The following is an 18,942-nucleotide window of genomic DNA, read 5'->3' as shown; positions in this document are numbered from 1 at the left end:
CTGGACGCCCTGGACCCCTACTGGCGCGGGGCCCCCTGATCCAGAGCCGGGCGCAGTTCGGCCCGTCGGCGGATGCCCAGTTTCCGGTACGTGTGGGTGAGATGGGTCTCCACGGTACGGCGGGCCAGATGGAGCAGGGCCGCGATCTCCACGTTGGTGCGGCCCTCGGCGGCGAGCTCGGCGATCCGGCGCTCGCTGCCGGTCAGGGAGGCGGCGCCCGTACGGCGTCTGGGGGAGCGGGCGCCGCCTTTCCGCAGCATCTCCTCCGCCAGCCCCACCAGCCGTACGGCACCGAGCCGTTCGGCGTACGCCACGGCCTCCCGCAGGCAGTCGCGGGCCCGGACGGCCTCGCCGGCGGCGGTCAGCTGGCGGCCCAGGGCGAGCAGGGCCAGGGCCGGCTCGGTACCGGCGGGCCCGCCGCCGCGCAGCAGCGCCACGGCCTCCTCGGTGAGTTCCAGGCCCCGGCGGCCGCCGGTCGCCGTACCGAGAACGCGCAGGGCCCGGCCCACCGTGCGCGGGGTGCCCCAGACCCGGGCCAGCCGCAGCTCCTCCTCGGCCAGGACGATGGCTTCGAGGGGGCGGCCGAGGGCCAGCCGGCACTCGGCGGCGGCCGTACGCCAGGGGGTGACCACCGGGCTGGTCACCTCACGGGCGGACTGGCGGCGGCCGCACTCGAGGAAGTCGTGCAGCGCCGCCGCCGGATCACCGGCGGCGGCCCGCACCACTCCCCGCGCGTAGAGGAACCGGTTCAGCTCCCAGGAGTCCGGTGCCTCCCGCAGGTCAAGCCCGGCGACCAGGCTCTCGGCCTGCGCGGTACGGCCGGTCTCCACCAGCGCGACCAGGGTGTGCGCCTCGGCGTTGCCGGGCGTGACCGACTCGGGCGCGACCGGCGGCCGGGTGTAGTCGGCGCGGGCCGCCGCGATGTCGGAGCGGCTGTTGAGCAGGGCCTGGTGCATGGGGTGCAGCAGGTCGGGGCGCTGCCCGGCCAGCCCCCGGGCCACCAGCCGGTCGGCCTCGTCGAGTTCGTCGGCCCACTGGGCGACCGTGGCCGCGGTACCGACCAGGAACGGCTCGGTGAGCGGGTCGGTGGGCTCCGCGAGCAGGGTGCGCAGCCGCCGCATGGCGTCCCTGGCCGAGGTGAGGCCCGCGGAGGCCGCGTGCCGCACCAGCAGGGCGTGCCCGGCGGAGCCGACCAGCTCCGGGGAGCGTTCGGCGGTCTCGGACAGCCGGCGGTAGACCTCCTGCCGTATCTCCTGGTCCTGGTCGGAGAGGAGGACGGTGGCGGTGTGCAGGGTGCGCACCAGGTCGGGGTGGTCGTTCAGCTCGCCGTCCACGGACCGCAGCAGTTCGACGGCCTTGCGGGTGCGGCCCCGGCCGGTCAGCGCGGTGCCGAGGGCGACGGCCGCGCGCACCCGGTCCTGCGGGGCGGCGGGCAGCCGGACCGCCTCGGCGAGCCGGGGGATCGCCGCGGAGGAGCGGGGTGCCGCGTACTCCAGCGAGCCCAGTTCGGTCAGCAGCCGCTGCCTGCGGTCGTCGGAGAGGGGTTCCTCCAGGGCCCGGCGCAGATAGCCGACCGCGTCCGCGGCCCGGCCGTCGAAGAGGGCGAGCGCGGCCGCGTCCTGGAGCAGCGGCACCGCCCAGGGTGCGGTCACCGGTCCGGTCGCGAGCAGTTGGCGGGCCACGGCCTCGGCGGGGGCGTCCTGGCGGAGCATCGCCTCGGCGATCGCCCGGTGCACGGCCCGGCGGCGGGCCGCGGGCACACCGGCGAGGACCGCGTCGCGCAGCAGGGGGTGCGGATAGTGCGGGCGGCCGTCGGTACCGGGGGTGAGCAGCCCGAGGTTGGTCATCGCGGTGAGCCAGCCGGCCACCCGCGTGGGGTCGGCGCCGGCCAGCTCGGCGAGCAGGGACGTGAAGTCGATCTCCGGCAGTGCGGCGCCGGTGTTCTCCTCCAGTACGGCCAGGGCGCGGGCGACCTCCGTGGTGGCCGCTCCTGCACTGTCCAGCCACCAGCGGACGGCGGCCGGGTACGCGCCCGGGTACAGCGCGGCGGTGGCGGTGGGCACCGCCGTGTGCCGGGCCTCGCGGAGGTCGTCCAGCAGGGCGCGCAGGAGCAGCGGACTGCCCGCGGCGGCCCGCACGCAGTCCTCCACCCAGGCCCGGTCCGCGCCCGGGAACGCGTCGCGCACCCGGCGGCCCGCGGCCTGCGGGGTGAGGGGGGCGAGGGTGTGGGTCCGGACGAGCGCCGGGGGGAGGGTGTGGGCGAAGCCGGGGGTGGGCGGGTCGAGGTCGTACTGGCTGCGTTCGCCGACGACCAGGAGGATCGGTAAGCGGTCTATGTGGCGGGCGGACTCCACGAGCCAGCGGTGCGAGGGGGCGTCGGCGAGGTGCACGTCGTCCACGGCGACGAGCAGCGGCGAGTCCTCGGCGTAGGCGCGCAGCACCCGCCACAGTCCGGCGGCGGTCGCCCGCTCGTCGCCGTCCACCGCGAGGTCGGCGAACTCAGGCACCGGCCCGAGGAGTTGCAGGACGGTGGCGAAGGAGATGCCGGTGTCGGCGGGGGAGCAGCGGGCGTGGAGCGTTTTCAGGCCGAGGGCGGCCGCCTGCTCGGCCACGGCCTCCATGACGGTGGTGCGGCCGGTTCCGGTGGCGCCCCGCAGCAGCACGAGGCGGCCGGTCCCGGACCGGGTGCGCGTCGCCTCTTCGGCCAACAGGTGCATGGCGTCGACGAGTTCAGGGGACGAATGCATCATTCCTGGCTCCTCGCGGTGCGCTGGTGGGTTCGGGGCTTGTCCGGGGGGTTAGAGGGGGCGGCAACGGGAGAGGTTGTGGGGAGCTCTGGCGACCGGCGGTTCTGTTGCGAGGTCGGCACAATTCGGGGTGCTTGGGGCCGTGGATCGCCGCGGGTGCGCTGTGGCCGGCCGCGCCCACGCGGCGGTAGCCGCATATCGGGCACAGTCCCGCGCCCCTTTCGGGTGGGACCAGTTGCCCGACCCTCTTGGGGGCGCGGGGAACCGCGCGAACAACCCCCACCGGCCCGCAGCCGCCCACGGCCCCAGGCACCCCCCACATATCGTGGTCCCTGTCGTGGTCGTCCACGATTGTCGTTGCCCCTTTGGTCCCATCAGGCTGGGTACTCCCGCCCGTCACCGTTCCCTCAGGGGTGACGAGCACGTGGACATAGGGGAAGCGGTTGGTCAGCAACAGCTCATCAGCGTCGGTCACCCGCACGCCCGTCGCCGTGTACGCACCGGATCCGATCTCCCGTGAGGGCGCGCTCAGCCAGCTGCGCCGGCACCCGGAGATCGAGTTGCGTGAGGAGTCCGAGACCGGCCCCGGCACGGTCGCGCTGCTCATCAGCGACAGCCTCGGCGAACCGGAACTGACCCGGCTGCGCCGCGTCGTACGCAGCGAGGGCGCGCGGGCCGTGCTCGTGGTCGGGGCGCTGCGCGAGACCGAGCTGCTCGATGTGATCGAGTGCGGGGTCGGCGCCATCGTCTGGCGCCAGGAGGCCACCGAACTCCGCATCGTGCAGGCCGTGCTCGCGGCCGCCCGCGGCGACGGCGACCTGCCGGCCGACCTGCTCGGCCGGCTGATCAACCAGGTCGGCACCCTGCACCGTAACGCCGCAGGCCGTCCCGGCGCCCCGGCCTCCGGGCTGTCCGCCCGCGAGGTGGACGTACTGCGGCTGGTCGCCGAGGGGCTCGACACCGGTGAGATCGCCAGCAAGCTGTCCTACTCCGAGCGCACCGTCAAGAACGTCATGCATGGGCTGACGACCCGGCTGCATCTGCGCAACCGGGCACACGCCGTGGCCCATGCCCTCCGGGAAGGCTACATCTGACCGAACGGGCAGCAGGCACCGGTTACCGGGCAACACGGTCTGCCCGGCCGTTCCTGCGGGCGCGGCGGGGCCAAAGGGCAGGATGGACATGAGTGCGGACAGGTCCATGGGGTGGTGAGTCAGGCGTGATCCACGAGGTGGACCAGGTGCTGCGGGACATGCTGTCCGGCGGTGCGCTGGAGGGCTCCGGCATCGACGTCTCCTTCGACGCCCCGACCCGCGACTGGGCGGCCCGCCGCAACGGTCCGGTGATCAACAGCTATCTGTACGACATCCGGGAGGACGTGAAACGGCGGCAGCGCGGGCACATCGACGTCCGGGACGACCGGGACGTCGTCGTCAAGCGTCGGCAGCCGCCCCGCTGGTTCCGGCTGTCGTACCTGGTGACGGCGTGGACCAAGCGTCCCGAGGACGAACACCGGCTGATCAGCGCCGTGCTGGCGACCCTGATCCCGAGAGAGCTGATCCATCCGGACGAACTGCCGCCCTCCCTGCGGGAACTGGGGCTGACCGTGCAGCTCTCGGTGGCCGGCATCCAGACCGAGGCCCGCTCCCTGGCCGAGATCTGGTCCGCGCTCGGCGGTGAGCTCAAGCCCTCCCTGGACGTCGTCATCACCGCACCCTTCCCGGCCTACCCCGAGTACGACGCCGGTCCGCCGGTCACCGAGGGCGCCGCCGTCCGTGTCCGCGAGGGACTGGAGGAGGCCGCACCGGTCCTCGAGGAGCGGGCCCACCGGCCCGGCCAGATCGCCCAGGCCAAGGCCGCCCGGAGGACCCGGGCGTGACCCTCGACGTCTCCCTGACGCCGGTCGCACCGCTTCTCGCCCGGCTGGCGGGACTGCGTGACCGGGCCGCCGCCCTCGTCGCCCACCGCTCGGCAGGCGACCCGACGGCCACCGACCCGCTGCGCGGCCTGTACCTCTCCGAGGAGGCGGTACGGCACCTGATGCGCCCGGAGACACCCGCCGAACTCCCCGAGCTGGGCGAGGACTTCACCGACCGGCTGGCCGAACTCGCCGGCCGCCTCCGTCTCACCTCCCTCGACACCGCGATCCTGCTCATCGCGCTCGCCCCGGACCTGGACCGCACCTTCGAGCCGCTGTACGGCTACCTCAACGACGACGTCGGCCGCCGCCGCGCCACCATCGCCCTCGCCCTCGACCTGTACGGCGTCCCCGCCCAGCTCGCCGAGGCCCGCGCCCGCTTCCATCCCACCGCCCCGCTCACGGCGCTCGGCCTGCTCACCGTCGAGGAGCCCGAACGCCCCTTCCTCAGCCGCTCGTTGCGCGTCCCCGACCGGGTCCTGGCCCACCTCCTCGGCGACGACACCCCGGACCCGGCCCTGGCCGGACACCTGCGCGCACCCTCGTACGCCGGCGAACCCGTCGACGAGGAGTTCGTCCGGCGGCTGGCCGGGCGGATCGCCGCCGGGCCGCTCTTCGGGTACCTGCGGGAACGCCGGGAGGGCGAGGGCCTCGGCTGCGCGACGGCCGCGCTACGGCTGGCCGGCAGGGAGGTCCTGCACTACACCGGCCCCGAGGAACACGTCCCGGAGGTGCTCCGGGAGGCCCGGCTGGGCGGCCGGGCGGTACTCGTCGACGCCGCCAGGCCCCGGGCGTTCGCCGAGAGGCTGAACGGCTACGCCGACGTCACCGTGCTGATCGCCACCTCTCACCCCTACGACCCCCAGTGGTGCGACCACCGCGACCCGCTCGTCCTGGAGGTGCCGTCCCGGCGCGCCGTGGCCGTGGACGCCTGGGCGGCCGTACTGCCCGACACCTCCGGCTTCGACCTGGCGGCCACCGTCGCCCCGTACCACCTGGGCGGCGACCGGCTCGCCCGGGCGGCGCGGGCGGCGCAGGCGCTGGCCGCCTTCGACGGCACCCCGCTGGCCGCCGGCCACCTGCGGCTGGCCGCCCGCCAGCAGTCGGCGTCGGGACTCGAGCAGCACGCCCGCCGGATCCGGCCCGCCGTCGACTGGCGGGATCTGGTGCTGCCCGAACGCCCGCTCACCGAACTGCGCGAACTGGCCCTGCGCGCCCGCCACCGCGACCGGGTGCTCGGCGACTGGCGGCTGAGCGCCGGCGGCGGCCGGGGCCGTGGGGTGCTGGGCCTGTTCGCGGGCGAGTCGGGCACCGGCAAGACCCTGTCGGCGGAGGTCGTGGCCGCCGAACTCGGCCTGGATCTCTACGTCGTCCAGCTCTCCTCCGTCGTCGACAAGTACGTCGGCGAGACCGAGAAGAACCTGGAGCGCATCTTCACCGAGGCCGACCGCACCGACGCCGTGCTGCTCTTCGACGAGGCCGACGCCGTCTTCGGCAAGCGCTCCGAGGTCAAGGACGCCCACGACCGGTACGCCAACCTGGAGTCGGCCTACCTGCTCCAGCGCCTGGAGGCCTTCAACGGCATCGCGCTGCTCACCACCAACCTGCGCGCCAACATCGACGAGGCCTTCACCCGCCGCCTGGACCTGGTGATCGACTTCCCGTTCCCGGACGAGGAGCAGCGGCTGGCCCTGTGGCGGCACGGGCTGGTGCACGTACCGAGCGAACCGGACATCGAACTCGGCCCGCTGGCCCGCGACTTCGAACTGGCCGGCGGCGCCATCCGCAGCGCGGTGGTCACCGCCGCCTACCTGGCCGCCGGAGCCGGAGAGCCGGTCACCGCCGTGAGCCTCCTGGAAGGCGCCCGGCGCGAATACCGCAAGGCGGGACGCCTGGTACCGGGCACCTGGTGACCGGTCCGCTAGTCACCCGACGGATGCACGATCCCCCACTCCTGGTCGTCCGTGTTCGAGCAGTGGTACAGGGTCAGGTCGGTGTCGTTGGCACCGGTGCTGTAGCCGGCCACGTCCAGGCAGAGGTTGTCGCTGGCGAAGTTGCGGATCCAGTAGGCGCCGCTGGGCTGCTTGTCGATCCACCAGAGCTGGTTGTCGGCCTTGGTGCCGTCACACTTGTACTCGGTGATCGGTGAGGACAGCTTGGCCGAACCGTAGTTGGGCAGGTCCATGCACAACTGGTCCTTGACGTTGCGGATCTGGAAGAGCGCGGCCGAGCCGGGGCCGCCCTTCGCGTAGCGCACCTCGAGGTTCCACAGCTGGTTGTCCGCGGTGGTCTCGTTGCAGGTGTACTCCCGCACCGGGCCGTTGCTGCTCCCCTTGTCGTAGCCGGGGACGTCCGCGCACTTCTTGGTCGTCGTGTTGCGCAGCAGGATGTTGTACGCCGGTACGACGGGCTTCGGGACCTTCTTCTTCGACGCCTTCGGAGACGGCTGGGACTGGCCGCCGCCTCCGCCCGCCTGGGTGTCGGACGAGTCGTGGTGGTCGTCGTCCGGCTGCTGCTCCACCTGGGACGGGGAGGGCGCCGGCGCGGCGGCGAGGGGTGCGCCGGTCGAGGGGCTGGGCGCGAGGGAGCTCACCCCGGCTTCCTGGGGCTGTTCCTGGGCGAGGCTTCCCACGTGGGGTCTGTAGGCGAACCAGATCAGGGCGAAGGTGATGGCGAGGGCCAGCAGCGTGCCAAAGAGGGTGGCGATCCAGCGGGGCAGGAAGCCGCGCTGGATGTAGGTGCCGTCCACAGGCTGTGGATTGACGCCCGCGCGTTGCACGGTGAGCGCGTACGGCCGCTGTTCCTTCGGTCCGAACCAGATGATGCGCCGGGGTTTGAGCGTGGCCTTGATGAAGGCGGCGCGGCCGGGTTCGATCTGGACGTTGCTGGGGTGGAGGTCGTAGACGAGCTGGTCGCCGTTGTCGTTGCCGCTGACCGAGGCGGTGAGTCTGGTGTTGCCGAGGTTGTCGATGGCCAGTTTGGGGCGGCCCCGGAAGCGGCCTTTGACCGTGGGCGGGACCAGCTCGGCGCGCAGCTCGGTGAAGGGCGTGATGGTGAGGTTGCCCTCGGGGACGGTGACGGCCTCGGGGTGCTCCGTGGGCGTGATGCGCACGGCGTAGGGGTTGGGTCCGGCCGTGGCGTCGGAGGTCCGGGGCGGGGCGAAGGTCAGCTCGACCGTGCCGGTGGTGCCCGGGTAGAGCCGGAGCGTCTGCGGTTCGACCGTCGTCCAGGGGGCGATCGGGCCGACCGGTTCGAAGCGGTACTCGTCGACGACGTCCCCCGTGTTGCGCAGCCGCAGTCGTACCCGGGTCGAGGCACCCGGGTCGACGGTCGCGGACGAGGGCTCCAGGGAGGTCCAGAGAGTCATGCGGGCACCGTCAGCTTGAAGGCTTCCAGCCAGAGCGTGTTGTCGAGGGTGCCGACGAAATCGAGTGCGTTGTTGTCGCTGCGGGAACCCTGGCACCACTGGCCGCCCCAGTCGTGGTCACGGACCTTCGCGTAGTTGCAGCCCTGCCCGCTGCCGACGTTGAAGGCGAAGCCCTCGATGTAGGGGTCCGCCGCCTTCGTGCTGCCGATGTAGTTGTCCTTGCCGTCGGGCATGATCGCCGTCCAGTTCGGGTTCCACTTGCCCTTGCCGTCCGTGGACTGGGGGTTGTAGAGGAAGGCGTTGGCGGCGGAGCCCTGGACGCCGTACACCGCGAGGTTGATGGCCTTGATCGGGGTGTTCTTGCCGACCGTGCCGGCCATGGTGCCGTCGCAGACGGGCTTCTGCCAGCCGGTGCCCTGGACGTAGGCGCGGTAGCAGATGTGCCGGCCGGCCGGGTCGGCCGCGGCGAGCCGGTTCACGGCCGTCGCCGCGGTGTCCTGCTTGGGCTTGGCGGTCACGGTGGCCGTCGCACCGCCGCCTCCCCCGCCCCCGCCGCCGCCTCCGTTTCCGTTGCCGCCGTCCCCGGCGTCCGGAGCGGCGGGCGCGGTGGAGGCCGTGACACTGGGCGCCGGCGGCGGGGTCGGGGTGGCCGAGGGACTGGGCGCGAGCGAACTCACCCCGGCCTCCTGGATCTGCTCCTCGGCGAGGCTCCTGACCTGCGGCTTGTAGTTGAACCAGATCAGGGCGAAGGTGATGGCGAGGGCCAGCAGCGTGCCGAAGAGGGTGGCCAGCCAGCGGGGCAGGAACCCACGCTGGATGTACGTCCCGTCGACGGGCTCCGGATTCAGCCCCGAGCGCTGGATGGTGAGCCGGTACGGCCGCTGTTCCTTCGGTCCGAACCAGATGATGCGCCGGGGTTTGAGCTTGGCGTCGACGAAGGCGGCGCGGCCGGGTTCGATCTGGACGTTGCTGGGGTGGAGGTCGTAGACGAGCTGGTCGCCGTTGTCGTTGCCGCTGACCGAGGCGGTGAGTCTGGTGTTGCCGAGGTTGTCGATGGCCAGTTTGGGGCGGCCCCGGAAGCGGCCCTTGACCGTGGGCGGGACCAGCTCGGCGCGCAGCTCGGTGAAGGGCGTGATGGTGAGGTTGCCCTCGGGGACGGTGACGGCCTCGGGGTGCTCCGTGGGCGTGATGCGGACCGCGTAGGGGTTGGGTCCGGCCGTGGCGTCGGAGGTCCGGGGCGGGGCGAAGGTCAGCTCGACCGTGCCGGTGGTGCCCGGGTAGAGCCGGAGCGTGGGAGGCTCGACGGTCGTCCAGGGGGCGATCGGGCCGACCGGTTCGAAGCGGTACTCGTCGACGACGTCACCCGTGTTCCGCAATCGCAGACGGACGCGGGTGGAGGACCCGGGGTCCACGGTCGCGGAGGCGGGTTCCAGGGAAGTCCACAGGCTCACGCGTCGACGCTATGCGGGGCACGAAGCCGGCGCAGCGGACAGCGGGGCAGACCGCAGTGCCGCAGGGGCCGGACTCGTTGCCCCTGCGGACGGGGCCGGGTGCGGTGCGGACGTCGCTGGTGTGCCGTGCAGTGCCGTGCAGTGCCGTGCCGTGCCGTGTGCGGTGCGGACGGCCTACGCGTCGGAGCGCTTGCCGATCAGGTCCCGGTACAGGGCCGCCTTCTCCTCATTGGTCGTGGCCTTGGCGAGTTCGGCCTTCCAGGCCGCTTCCAGATCCTTCAGCTTCTTCAGCCAGTCGCCGAACTGCCGCAGGTCGACATAGCGCTGGCCGGCACTGAGCGGCGCGTCGGCGCCGATCTTGTCGTCCTTGTGGCCGCCGAAGTTGCTGAAGGGGTTGGCGTTCTTCTCGTTGCTCCTCCAGGTGTGTTCGTAGCCCTCGGGGGTCCGGCCGCCCGGCCCGGCGGTCTCGATGCCGACCTGAAGGGCCCCGTCGCGTTTGCCGGTCGGCGGCTTGTACCCCATGAACAGGTGCCCGTGCGACTCGTCCGGGAGGATGGTCCCGCCGTGGTAGCCCTGGTTTCCCGTGCCTCCGATGCCCACCCCCATGCCGTAGAGGTGGCTGTGGGGGTCGACGAGGTTCTGGGCGGTGGCCGCCAGTCCGCCCTTCTCCACGAAGCGGCCCGGCTGCCCGGGCTTGTTGTCGCCGATGTCCATGTGGTGGGTGGCGTACGTGCGCTTGTACACCGGGGCCTCGGGCTTCGCGTTGGGCTCGTAGAACTTGGGGTTCTCCCTGGTGATGTGGAGCCAGCGGGGGAGTTCGTAGCCGTGCTGGCCGTCGGCCAGCTGCGGGATGCGGATGTTGACGCGACCGCCGTAGGCCAGGGCGTGCGCGACGTCGTCCTTGAAGTCCTCGTGGAGACCGGTCTTCGGGTTGAAGACCTGCAGACCCTCCTTCAGGATCAGGAAGATCTTGGTCAGGATCTCGGTGCCGCGCGTTACGCGCTTGCGGTGCTCGGCGGCGTTCGGTACGTCGTCGGAGACGCCGGGAGGGAGCATGGTCGCGACGAAGGTCCGGAAGATCTGTTCGTTCCGCTCCCCGATGAGCTGTTCCCGCTCCTCCTCGGGGTTCGACCTGTCGCGCATGGCGTGGTGGCGGCCGAGCTGGTAGTCCGGCCGGGGCCCGGCACCGGCCGCGCCCTTCCCCTTGCCCTCGGCGTGCTGCTGCCATCGCAGGGTCGCGATGAGCAGACGCTTGCCCTTGGGCTGCGCCAGCCAGCTGTGGAAGTCGTCCTTCTCGATGTAGTCCTCTGCCTCGAGGTGGGTGCACAGGCCGACCGTCCGCAGCCAGCCGGGATCCTCGGCCTCGGCGGTCCTGATCATCTGGAGTTCCTCGGCCGTGAACTTCGGGCCGTTGCGCTCCCGCTTGTCGAGGACGGACCGCACCTGCTTGTTCCGGATCTCGGCGGTCCCCCCGACGATGAGCCGCGCGAGGCGGGCGGTGGCCGGGAGCGCGGACACGGGGGTGGCGGCGCCGACCGCGGGCGAGGCCGGGGGCGAGGGCTCGGTCGCGGGTGCGATCTCCGGTTCGGCCGTGGCCTCCGCCGTGGATCCCTCGCCGGGTGCCCGCTGGACGGGGACGTCCTCGTCCGCGCTGCGCTGCACCGCGTCGTCCTCGTCAGGGCTGCGCTGCACCGCGTCGGCGGACGGTGCGGGGGACCCGGGCAGGGCGAGGTCGGGCGCGGCGCCCCGGGCCAGCTTGCGCCCGTTGGAGCCGGCGCTCCGCTCGAACGGGTCGTCCGGATGGGAGACCTTCTCGCCCCTGCCGTTGGCGGTGCCGGGCACGGGGCCCAGGGCCTGCTGGCGGACGTGGTCGACCTCCTCGTACATCACCTCGTCGGTGACGCGGTTCCCGCCGAGCACGATGTGCGGGCCGGTGGTGTAGGCCCGGGCCCCGAGCTCCTCGGCCGAGCGCTGGGCGACCGGATCGCTGTGCACGCGCACATGGCCGAAGTCCATGCCGTACGCGCTCTCCGCCCGCTGCAGGATGCGGGGCTCCAGCGGCACACCGGGCGTGCCGACCGCGTCGGTGACCGACGTCCGCGGCCGTACCGGCACGGCCTCGTCGGCCTGCTGCTCCTCGGCCTCGCCCTCCTGCCGGGACCGCTGGATCGCCCGGGTCACCGCGGCGTTCCCCGCGGACCGCTGGAGGGCGGCCAAGGGGGGAGCGGCGGCGACTTTCCGGGTGGTCGGGCTGGCGCCGTCACGGTCCGCGGTGGAGCGGTTCTCTGCTTGAGTGCGCATAGCCGGTTCCCGTTCGGTCGACAAAGGCCTCGACAGGGGCCTCCCTCCTCCGTACCCGGCGAGTGCCGGACACCGGGAGGTCCGCGGGGGCAGGATCGCGGGCAGAGTCACCGGCCGAAGGGTTGCGGGGCGGGCCGGACTGCCCTTGCGGGCAAGGGAACTGCCCCCGGTGAGGCACCGGAGGACGTTTCCGAATGCGCGCTTCGCGCGTGAGGGTGGGAATGTTCCTGTCTCGTACCCCGAGGAGAGCAGAGCATGCCGTCCTACCTGTCGCCCGGCGTCTACGTCGAGGAGGTGGCCAGCGGCTCGCGCCCCATCGAGGGGGTGGGCACGTCGGTGGCGGCCTTCGTGGGCCTGGCCCCGACCGGTCCGCTGAACGAGCCGACGCTGGTGACCAACTGGACGCAGTACGTCGCGTCCTTCGGTGAGTTCACCGACGGGTACTACCTCGCGCACTCCGTCTACGGCTTCTTCAACAACGGCGGCACGGCGGCCTACGTCGTCCGTGTCGGCGGCACCCGGGAAGGCGCCGACGGCGCCGTCGACGCGCCCGCCGCCGTCGGGAGTCCGGCCGCGCCGGCCGCGCTGCCGCCCGGCGAGGCCAAGCAGCTCGGCACCTTCACCGTCAGCGCGGTGGCCTCGGGTGACCTGAGCGTCGAGGTCGCCGACCCGGAGGGCGAAGGCCCCGCCGAGCGCTTCAAGCTGGTCGTCAAGGACGGCGGCAAGGCCGTCGAGACCTTCGACGTGACCGCGAAGAAGGGCGGCCGCAACTACGTCGTCACGCAGGTCAAGGAGCGCTCCAAGCTCATCACCGTGACCGAGGCCGCGCCCGCCGCGCAGCTGGCCCGTCCGGAGAACCAGACGGTGGCCCTCGTGGCCCCGACCCCTGCCCCGGCGTCCGCGTCCCCCGTCGCGGACGCCGGTTCCCACCCCGGCCCCGCCACCTATCTCGGCGACTCGGCCGACCGCACCGGCTTCGGCGGCCTGGAGGCCGTCGACGAGGTGTCCATGGTGGCCGTGCCCGACCTGATGGCCGCCTACCAGCGCGGAGCGATCGACCTGGAGGCCGTCAAGGCCGTCCAGCTCGGCCTGATCGCGCACTGCGAGCTGATGGGTGACCGGGTCGCGGTCATCGACCCGCCGCCCAGCCTCAACGCCCGCCAGATCCGGGTCTGGCGCCAGGAGACGGCCGGCTACGACTCCAAGTACGCGGCCCTGTACTACCCCTGGATCAAGACCTTCGACCCGGCCTCCGGCCAGTCCCGGCTGGTCCCGCCGTCCGGCCACGTGGCCGGCGTCTGGGCCCGCAACGACGCCGAGCGCGGTGTCCACAAGGCCCCCGCGAACGAGGTGATCCGCGGCGCGGTCGACCTGGAACTCCAGATCACCCGCGGCGAGCAGGACCTGCTGAACCCGATCGGCGTCAACTGCATCCGCGCCTTCCCGGGCCGGGGCATCCGTATCTGGGGAGCGCGCACGCTGTCCTCCGACCCGGCCTGGCGCTACCTGAACATCCGCCGGTACTTCAACTACCTGGAGGAGTCGATCCTGATCGGCACCCAGTGGGTGGTCTTCGAGCCCAACGACCACAACCTCTGGGCCCGTATCCGGCGCAACATCTCCGCGTTCCTGGTCAACGAGTGGCGCAGCGGCGCCCTGTTCGGGCAGCGGCCCGAGGAGGCGTACTACGTCAAGTGCGACGAGGAGACCAACCCGCCGGAGTCGGTCGACGTCGGCCGCGTGATCTGCGAGATCGGCATCGCGCCGGTCAAGCCCGCCGAGTTCGTGATCTTCCGCCTTGCCCAGTTCTCCAGCGGCAGCGGCGAGCTCCAGGAGTAGCGGACCACCGGGTCCCAACCCCCTTGTTTCCCAGGCATCTTGAGAAGAACGGGCAGTAACACATGAGTCTCCAGCCGGGTGACGCCCTCACATCGCACAATTTCGGCCTGCAGATCGACGGCGTGATGGTCGAGTACCTCGCCGAGGTCAGCGGCATGACGATGGAGCAGGACGTCATCACCTACCAGCAGAACACGCCGGACGGGAAGAACCACGTCCGCAACCTGCCGGGCGTGAAGAAGAACGGCACCTGCACGGTCGTACGCGGTATGACCCAGTCCTCGTCGTTCACCCAGTGGATCAACGAGTCGATCAACGGCCAGATGGCCACGGCCCGCAAGAACGCCTCCATCATCATGATGGACTTCGAGAACAACCCGGTGAAGCGCTACAACCTGCGCAACGCCTGGTGCAGCAAGATCGACACCAGCACGGTCAAGGCGGGCGAGGCGGCCGCGCTGACCGAGACGGTGACCATCACGTTCGAAGAACTGGTCATCGAGTAATGAGGCGTTCGGCTGCCAGGGCCGGAGGAGTGGGCGCGCCGCTCGCACCGGAGGAGCCGGCGCCCCAGGCCCCTCAGCAACCGGAGACACCCGTCGAGGTGCTGCGTACGGAGTTCCCGTTCCAGCTGCCCCGCGGGTACGTCGACGAGCACGGCACCGTCCACCGCGACGGCGTGATGCGCCTGTCCACGGCACGGGACGAACTGATCCCGCTCCGGGACGTGCGCGTCCAGGAGAATCCCGCGTTCCTGTCGGTGGTGCTGCTCGGCCGGGTCATCACCCGGCTCGGCACGCTCTCCTTCGTCCACGACGGGATCGTGGAGAACATGTTCGCCTCCGACCTGGCGTTCCTGCAGGACTTCTACCGCCAGATCAACGCGGAGGGCCACACCCGGGCCGCGGTCAACTGCCCGCACTGCTCGGAGCCCTTCGAGGTGGAACTCGGCGGGAGCCGCCTGGGGGAATCGTGACGTACGCGACCGACCGGCTGCACGAGGAGATCGCGTACGTCGCCTACCACTTCCACTGGAGCCTGGAGGACATCCTGGACCTGGAGCACGCCGACCGCCGCCGCTACACGGCGGAGATCGCGTCCCTGGTGACCCGGGCGGCCTCCGCAGGGGCGGAGGGCTGAGCGGTGGGGTTGTGGGATCGGATACGGGGGCGCGGGGCGGCAGCGACCGGGGCCGAGGCCGAGGCTTCTGTCGAGGCGCCGCGTTCTGATGGGGCGCCACGTTCTGATGGGGCGCCGCGTTCTGACGGGGCGCCGCGTCCCGTGGTGGCGGCGGCCTGGTCCGGGCTGCCGCCGATTCAGCGTGCGCTGGGGACGGCGGCCGGGCCGGTCGCGGACTCGGGGTTCGGCGGTCGGCTGCCGACCTGGCAGAACCCGTCGTTCATGGGCATGCGCTCGCACGCGGTTTTGGACGGCGAGTCGAGCGCGGGCCTGTCCGGCGGCGGCCGCACCGGGACAACCGGTACGGGGGCCGTGTCCGGCATGGAACGCCCGGTGCAGCGGCTGCCCTTGTCGGGTCCGGCCGACTCGGCCGGCCTGACGGGAACGCCGGGCCTGACGGGCCCGGCCGCCGGCCGGCCCCCGGCGGTGCCGGTGCGGGCGATACGAGGTGGATCTTCGGCGCCGGTGAGCGGGCCGACCGCGGGTGGTGGGCCGACCGCGGGTGGTGGGCCGACCGGGAGTGGTGGGCCGACCGGGAGTGGTGGGTCGGCTTCGGCTGCGGGGTCGGCTGGAGCTGCGGGTGCGGGTGGAACTAGGCGTTTGGCTGGGGCTGGGGCTGGGGCTGGGGCTGGGGCTGGGGCCGGGGGTGCGGGTTCGGCTGGGGCCGGGGCCGGGAGTGCGGGTTCGGCTGGGGCTGCGGGTTCCGGTGCGGGCTCGGCTGGGGTTGCGGGTGCGGCTGGTTTCGTGAGGTCGGCTGGGTCTACCGGGTCCGCTGGAGCGGTGGGTTCGGCTGGGCCGGGAGTGCAGCGCGCGCCGGCGGTGCAGAGGGTTCCGGTGGTGCAGCGCGCGTCGGTGGTGCAGCGGGTGCCTTCGGCGGGGCAGCGTGGCGGTGGTGCGGCCGCGCGGACGCCGGGGGCAGGAGCGGGAGCGGGAGCGGTAGGGAGTGCGCCGATGCCGGTGACCCCGTCGGCTTCCTCGACCCCGTCCACCCTGTCGTCCTCGACCCCTTCGACCCCTTCGACCTCGCCTACTTCGCCGGTGTCCTCGGCCCCGACGACCTCCCGGACTCCGTCGGTCCCCTCGGTCTCGCCTACTTCGCCGATGTCCTCGACCCCCGCGACCTCCCCGACTCCGTCGGTCTCCGCGACTCCGCCGGTCTCCTCGGCCTCGTCCACCTCGCGGGCTTCCTCAACCTCGTCCACCCCGTCGGCGTCCTCGAATTCGTCGGCCTCTCCAGCCGCGCCGGCCCCGTCGGTTTCGTCCACCCCCTCCGCTTCCTCGCCCCAATCCGCTCCCTCAGCTGCGTCGGCCGCCTCGGTCGTGCCCGCCCCCGCGGTCTCCTCGACCCCGTCGGTCTCCTCGGCCTCCTCCGCCGCGAGGACCGCTGGGGACGGGCGGCGGGCGGTGCCTGCTGTGCAGCGGGCGGTGGCCGTCGTGCCGGTGGCCGTGCCGGTGGCATGGGCTCCGCAGTCGGCTCCGGTCGCTCCGGCTCCGGCCACCGGTCCGCGGGTCACGGCCGCACCGCCCGTCCCGCCTCGCCGCAGCGCGCTGACGCACGCGCCGGTGGGCACGTCGGTGACGCCCGTGCAGCGGCGGACGTTGCCGTCGGCGCCCAGGACGGTGGCGAGCGAGAGTGCGGTGCCGGCGTCGGGTGAGGGTGACCGAGCCGGGGGCGAAACGGCGGCGGCCGGGGCCGGGGATCCGGTGCCGGTGAGCGGCGGCCGGCCGTCGCCTCCGCGCGAGGGTGGCCGTACCTCCCCCGATACCTCCTCGCACGCCCCTGGGGACGCTCCGTCCGGACCGGGACCCTCACCCGCCGCCGTACAGCGGTCCGCGTCCGGTGGCCGTGGTACGGCCGCGGCTCCCGCGTCTCCCAGGGCCACGGGACGTACGACACCGCCGCGTGCCCCTGCCACGCCTCCCGCGGCACCCCCGGCGCCCGCGCCGTCCGCCGGGTCCCCGGACCGGGGCGGGCCTTCCGGCATGTCCGGCGCCGGAACGCGGACCCCGGTGCAGCGGCGGGCGGTGAGCGGTACCCCGGGCGGCAGCCCCGCGACACCTCCCGTACAGCGCCGTACGACCACGGGCCCGGCCGCCCCGCACACCCCCGCCCCGGAAGGCGGTCGTACGGCGGGGAGTTCGGCACCGCGGCCCATGACCGGCCCCGCCACCGAAGCCGCTGCCTCGCCCACCGCCGGAACCGTGCCCCCCGCCGTGCCGCGGAGTGGGCGAGAGTCGGTCTCCCCGGCCGTGGGCGGTGGCCGCGAGGCGCCCGTGCAGCGGCGGGTCACGGAGAGCGCGGCCGCCACCGGTGTCGTACCGGCTGCCGTGCCGATGCCCGCGCACGAGCCCGGCGGGGTCGCTCCGGAAGGTACTTCGACAGCGTCCCGTCCCTCAGCGCCGGCTCCCGGATCCCCTCGCCCTGGCCTCGGCGCCCCCCTTACGGGTACCGCCGGAGCTTCTTCGACGGACGGCGGCAAGGCGGGCGGGACGGGCGAGGCGGCTGTGCAGCGTCGGCGGACGACGGAGGGATCCTCGGTCTCCTCCTCTCCCGACGGACAGGCACCGCCGCGTCCGCGTGAGCGGGCGGCCGCCCCGTCCACCGGCCCGGCCACGACGGCCCGGTCCGCTTCGGCACCGGCGCCGAAGTCCGCTTCCGCCTCCGCCTCCGCATCCGCATCCGCATCCGTGCAGCGCGCCACGGCGACCACCCCCGGCGCCCCCCGCCTCGGTCTCGGCGCCCCCGTGACCGGCCCGGCCCCGAGCGCGGCCCCGGCGAGGCGTGCCGGGCACGGCGCGGCGGTGCCGTCCGTGCAGCGGCGGCAGGCGCCGAGCGGCCCGGCGGTCCGGCCCGCCGCCGGCTCCGGCCCGGTGCCCGAAGCGCCCCGGCAGGCACCGCCGGCCGCCGCGTCAGCCCTGCCGACGCCGACGGTCGAACACGCCCGGTCCACCCCCGCCGCCCCGGCGACGCCGCCTCCACCGGCTCTGCCCGTCCCCGCACCGACGGGTCCTTCGCCGTCTCCCCCCTTCGTCCAGCGTGCCGCCGCCCCCGCCGCTCCCGGTCTCGGCGGCCCTCCGGCATCCGGCCGGAGCCGGTCGCGGTCACCCCTGCCCGCGAGCGCCACCCCGTCCCCCACCGGACCGGCGTCGGCGCCCCGGCCCCCCTTCGTGCAGCGAGCGGCAAGCCCCGCCGCCGCCCTGCCCGTCAGGCCGAACACCACCGCCGCGCCCGCTCACCCCGTACCCCTGCGCGCCACCACCCCGATCTCCGCCACCGCCCCCCTCCCCGTGGCGCCCCTGAACCGTCCCACCGTCCAGCGCGACGCCCTCCCCACGACCACCGTGAACGAGACGACGGTCACCGGCGCCCGGGCCGAGCGGCAGCCACCGCCTCCCACCGACCCGCCACCCTCGTACTCCGCCACATCCTCCGGCTCCGGCTCCAGCTCCGGTTCCGGATCCGGCTCCGGTTCGTCCTCCGACAGTTCGCCCCCCGGGTACTCGGCGGTCGAGGAGGGCGGTTTCGACCCGCGCGCCCTCACCGAGTTCCAGGTGGACGCCCTCGTCCACCGGATCATCGACCGGGTCACCCGCCACGTCCGCACCGAACTCCGCCGCGACCGCGAACGCGTGGGAAAGCTCCGCGACTTCCGCTCCTGACCACGACGACCGCGCACCCACCCCACAGAAAGGCCCCCGATGGATCGCCAGGACCCGGGAACCACAGTCTGGTTCAGCCTCTCCATCGACGGCGAGGACCTCGGTTACTTCAACGGGTGCGAGGGGCTGTCGTCGCAGGTGGAGATCGAGCAGCGGCAGGAGGGCGGCAACAACGGGTTCGTGTGGCAGCTGCCGACCCGTGTCACCTTCTCCCACATCCGGCTGACCCGTCCGCTCACCCCGGACACCTCGAAGGTCGCGAAGTGGATCTCGTCCGTGCAGACGGGGATCGAGCGGCCCACCGGGCAGATCACGGCGCTGCGCGCGGACGGTTCGGAGGTGGCCCGGTGGGGGCTCCTTGACGTGCTGCCGGTGAGCTGGCAGGGGCCCTCCCTGGACGCGGGCAATCCGTCCGTGGCCACGGAGGTGCTGGAGATCGCCCATCACGGCTTCACCGACTGAGCGAACCAGCGAACCGAG

Annotated in this window: 13 protein-coding genes; 9 read left to right on the top strand and 4 right to left on the bottom strand. The window is 73.3% G+C overall.

Annotated features, from left to right (window positions below; all coding sequences use genetic code 11):
- Nucleotides 1–17: 17 nt before the first annotated feature.
- Complete coding sequence (locus tag ACWDGI_RS18335) at nucleotides 18–2,750, bottom strand: LuxR C-terminal-related transcriptional regulator (RefSeq protein WP_450760188.1); 2,733 nt, start codon at nucleotides 2,748–2,750, stop codon at nucleotides 18–20.
- A gap of 440 nt (nucleotides 2,751–3,190) precedes the next feature.
- Here ACWDGI_RS18335 and ACWDGI_RS18330 point away from each other — a divergent pair, with 440 nt between their 5' ends.
- The 3 genes from ACWDGI_RS18330 to ACWDGI_RS18320 all read left to right on the top strand — a co-directional run bounded on the left by ACWDGI_RS18330 (nucleotide 3,191) and on the right by ACWDGI_RS18320 (nucleotide 6,578).
- Nucleotides 3,191–3,841, top strand: coding sequence for a helix-turn-helix transcriptional regulator (locus ACWDGI_RS18330; RefSeq protein WP_450760186.1), 651 nt, complete (start codon nucleotides 3,191–3,193; stop codon nucleotides 3,839–3,841).
- Nucleotides 3,842–3,966: 125 nt separating this feature from the next.
- Complete coding sequence (locus ACWDGI_RS18325) at nucleotides 3,967–4,626, top strand: DUF4255 domain-containing protein (RefSeq protein WP_450760184.1); 660 nt, start codon at nucleotides 3,967–3,969, stop codon at nucleotides 4,624–4,626.
- Nucleotides 4,623–6,578 carry an ATP-binding protein gene (locus ACWDGI_RS18320; protein WP_450760182.1) on the top strand — a complete coding sequence of 652 codons (1,956 nt, stop codon included), beginning with the start codon at nucleotides 4,623–4,625 and terminating at the stop codon, nucleotides 6,576–6,578. Before ACWDGI_RS18325 ends, ACWDGI_RS18320 begins: the two co-directional genes overlap by 4 nt.
- Nucleotides 6,579–6,586: 8 nt before the next feature.
- On the opposite strand, the gene ACWDGI_RS18315 is transcribed toward ACWDGI_RS18320, so the two are convergent.
- From ACWDGI_RS18315 to ACWDGI_RS18305, 3 genes are all read right to left on the bottom strand, one after another.
- A complete protein-coding gene (locus tag ACWDGI_RS18315; protein ID WP_450760180.1) occupies nucleotides 6,587–8,032 on the bottom strand; it encodes an RICIN domain-containing protein in 1,446 nt (481 codons plus the stop codon).
- A complete protein-coding gene (locus tag ACWDGI_RS18310; protein ID WP_450760178.1) occupies nucleotides 8,029–9,483 on the bottom strand; it encodes a hydrolase in 1,455 nt (484 codons plus the stop codon). Before ACWDGI_RS18310 ends, ACWDGI_RS18315 begins: the two co-directional genes overlap by 4 nt.
- A 174-nt stretch (nucleotides 9,484–9,657) precedes the next feature.
- On the bottom strand, nucleotides 9,658–11,784 hold the full coding sequence (locus tag ACWDGI_RS18305; protein ID WP_450760176.1) for an eCIS core domain-containing protein: 2,127 nt from the start codon (nucleotides 11,782–11,784) through the stop codon (nucleotides 9,658–9,660).
- A gap of 255 nt (nucleotides 11,785–12,039) precedes the next feature.
- On the opposite strand from ACWDGI_RS18305, the gene ACWDGI_RS18300 reads away from it, so the two are divergent.
- The 6 genes from ACWDGI_RS18300 (at nucleotide 12,040) to ACWDGI_RS18275 (ending at nucleotide 18,924) form a co-directional block, all read left to right on the top strand.
- Nucleotides 12,040–13,623: a phage tail sheath subtilisin-like domain-containing protein gene (locus ACWDGI_RS18300; protein ID WP_450760174.1), complete on the top strand. Its 1,584-nt coding sequence runs from the start codon at nucleotides 12,040–12,042 to the stop codon at nucleotides 13,621–13,623.
- A 62-nt stretch (nucleotides 13,624–13,685) separates the two neighbouring features.
- Nucleotides 13,686–14,129, top strand: a complete 444-nt coding sequence (locus ACWDGI_RS18295) for a phage tail protein (RefSeq protein WP_189262970.1) — start codon at nucleotides 13,686–13,688, stop codon at nucleotides 14,127–14,129.
- Nucleotides 14,129–14,599, top strand: a complete 471-nt coding sequence (locus ACWDGI_RS18290) for a hypothetical protein (RefSeq protein WP_450760172.1) — start codon at nucleotides 14,129–14,131, stop codon at nucleotides 14,597–14,599. The genes ACWDGI_RS18295 and ACWDGI_RS18290 overlap by 1 nt, the downstream gene beginning before the upstream one ends.
- A complete protein-coding gene (locus ACWDGI_RS18285; protein WP_351316879.1) occupies nucleotides 14,596–14,763 on the top strand; it encodes a DUF6760 family protein in 168 nt (55 codons plus the stop codon). Before ACWDGI_RS18290 ends, ACWDGI_RS18285 begins: the two co-directional genes overlap by 4 nt.
- Before the next feature lie 3,207 nt (nucleotides 14,764–17,970).
- Nucleotides 17,971–18,462 carry a hypothetical protein gene (locus ACWDGI_RS18280; RefSeq protein WP_450760170.1) on the top strand — a complete coding sequence of 164 codons (492 nt, stop codon included), beginning with the start codon at nucleotides 17,971–17,973 and terminating at the stop codon, nucleotides 18,460–18,462.
- Nucleotides 18,463–18,501: 39 nt separating this feature from the next.
- Nucleotides 18,502–18,924, top strand: coding sequence for a phage tail protein (locus ACWDGI_RS18275; protein ID WP_093500599.1), 423 nt, complete (start codon nucleotides 18,502–18,504; stop codon nucleotides 18,922–18,924).
- Nucleotides 18,925–18,942: the final 18 nt, after the last annotated feature.

The organism is Streptomyces sp. NPDC001220, from assembly GCF_053597895.1.
This window is presented reverse-complemented; position numbering and strand designations above follow the sequence as displayed.

Coding starts and splice junctions, on each gene's coding strand:
- ACWDGI_RS18335 (WP_450760188.1), bottom strand. CDS start 2,750: ATGATGCATTCGTCCCCTGAACTCGTCGACGCCATGCACCTGTTGGCC.
- ACWDGI_RS18315 (WP_450760180.1), bottom strand. CDS start 8,032: ATGACTCTCTGGACCTCCCTGGAGCCCTCGTCCGCGACCGTCGACCCG.
- ACWDGI_RS18305 (WP_450760176.1), bottom strand. CDS start 11,784: ATGCGCACTCAAGCAGAGAACCGCTCCACCGCGGACCGTGACGGCGCC.
- ACWDGI_RS18300 (WP_450760174.1), top strand. CDS start 12,040: ATGCCGTCCTACCTGTCGCCCGGCGTCTACGTCGAGGAGGTGGCCAGC.
- ACWDGI_RS18295 (WP_189262970.1), top strand. CDS start 13,686: ATGAGTCTCCAGCCGGGTGACGCCCTCACATCGCACAATTTCGGCCTG.
- ACWDGI_RS18290 (WP_450760172.1), top strand. CDS start 14,129: ATGAGGCGTTCGGCTGCCAGGGCCGGAGGAGTGGGCGCGCCGCTCGCA.
- ACWDGI_RS18275 (WP_093500599.1), top strand. CDS start 18,502: ATGGATCGCCAGGACCCGGGAACCACAGTCTGGTTCAGCCTCTCCATC.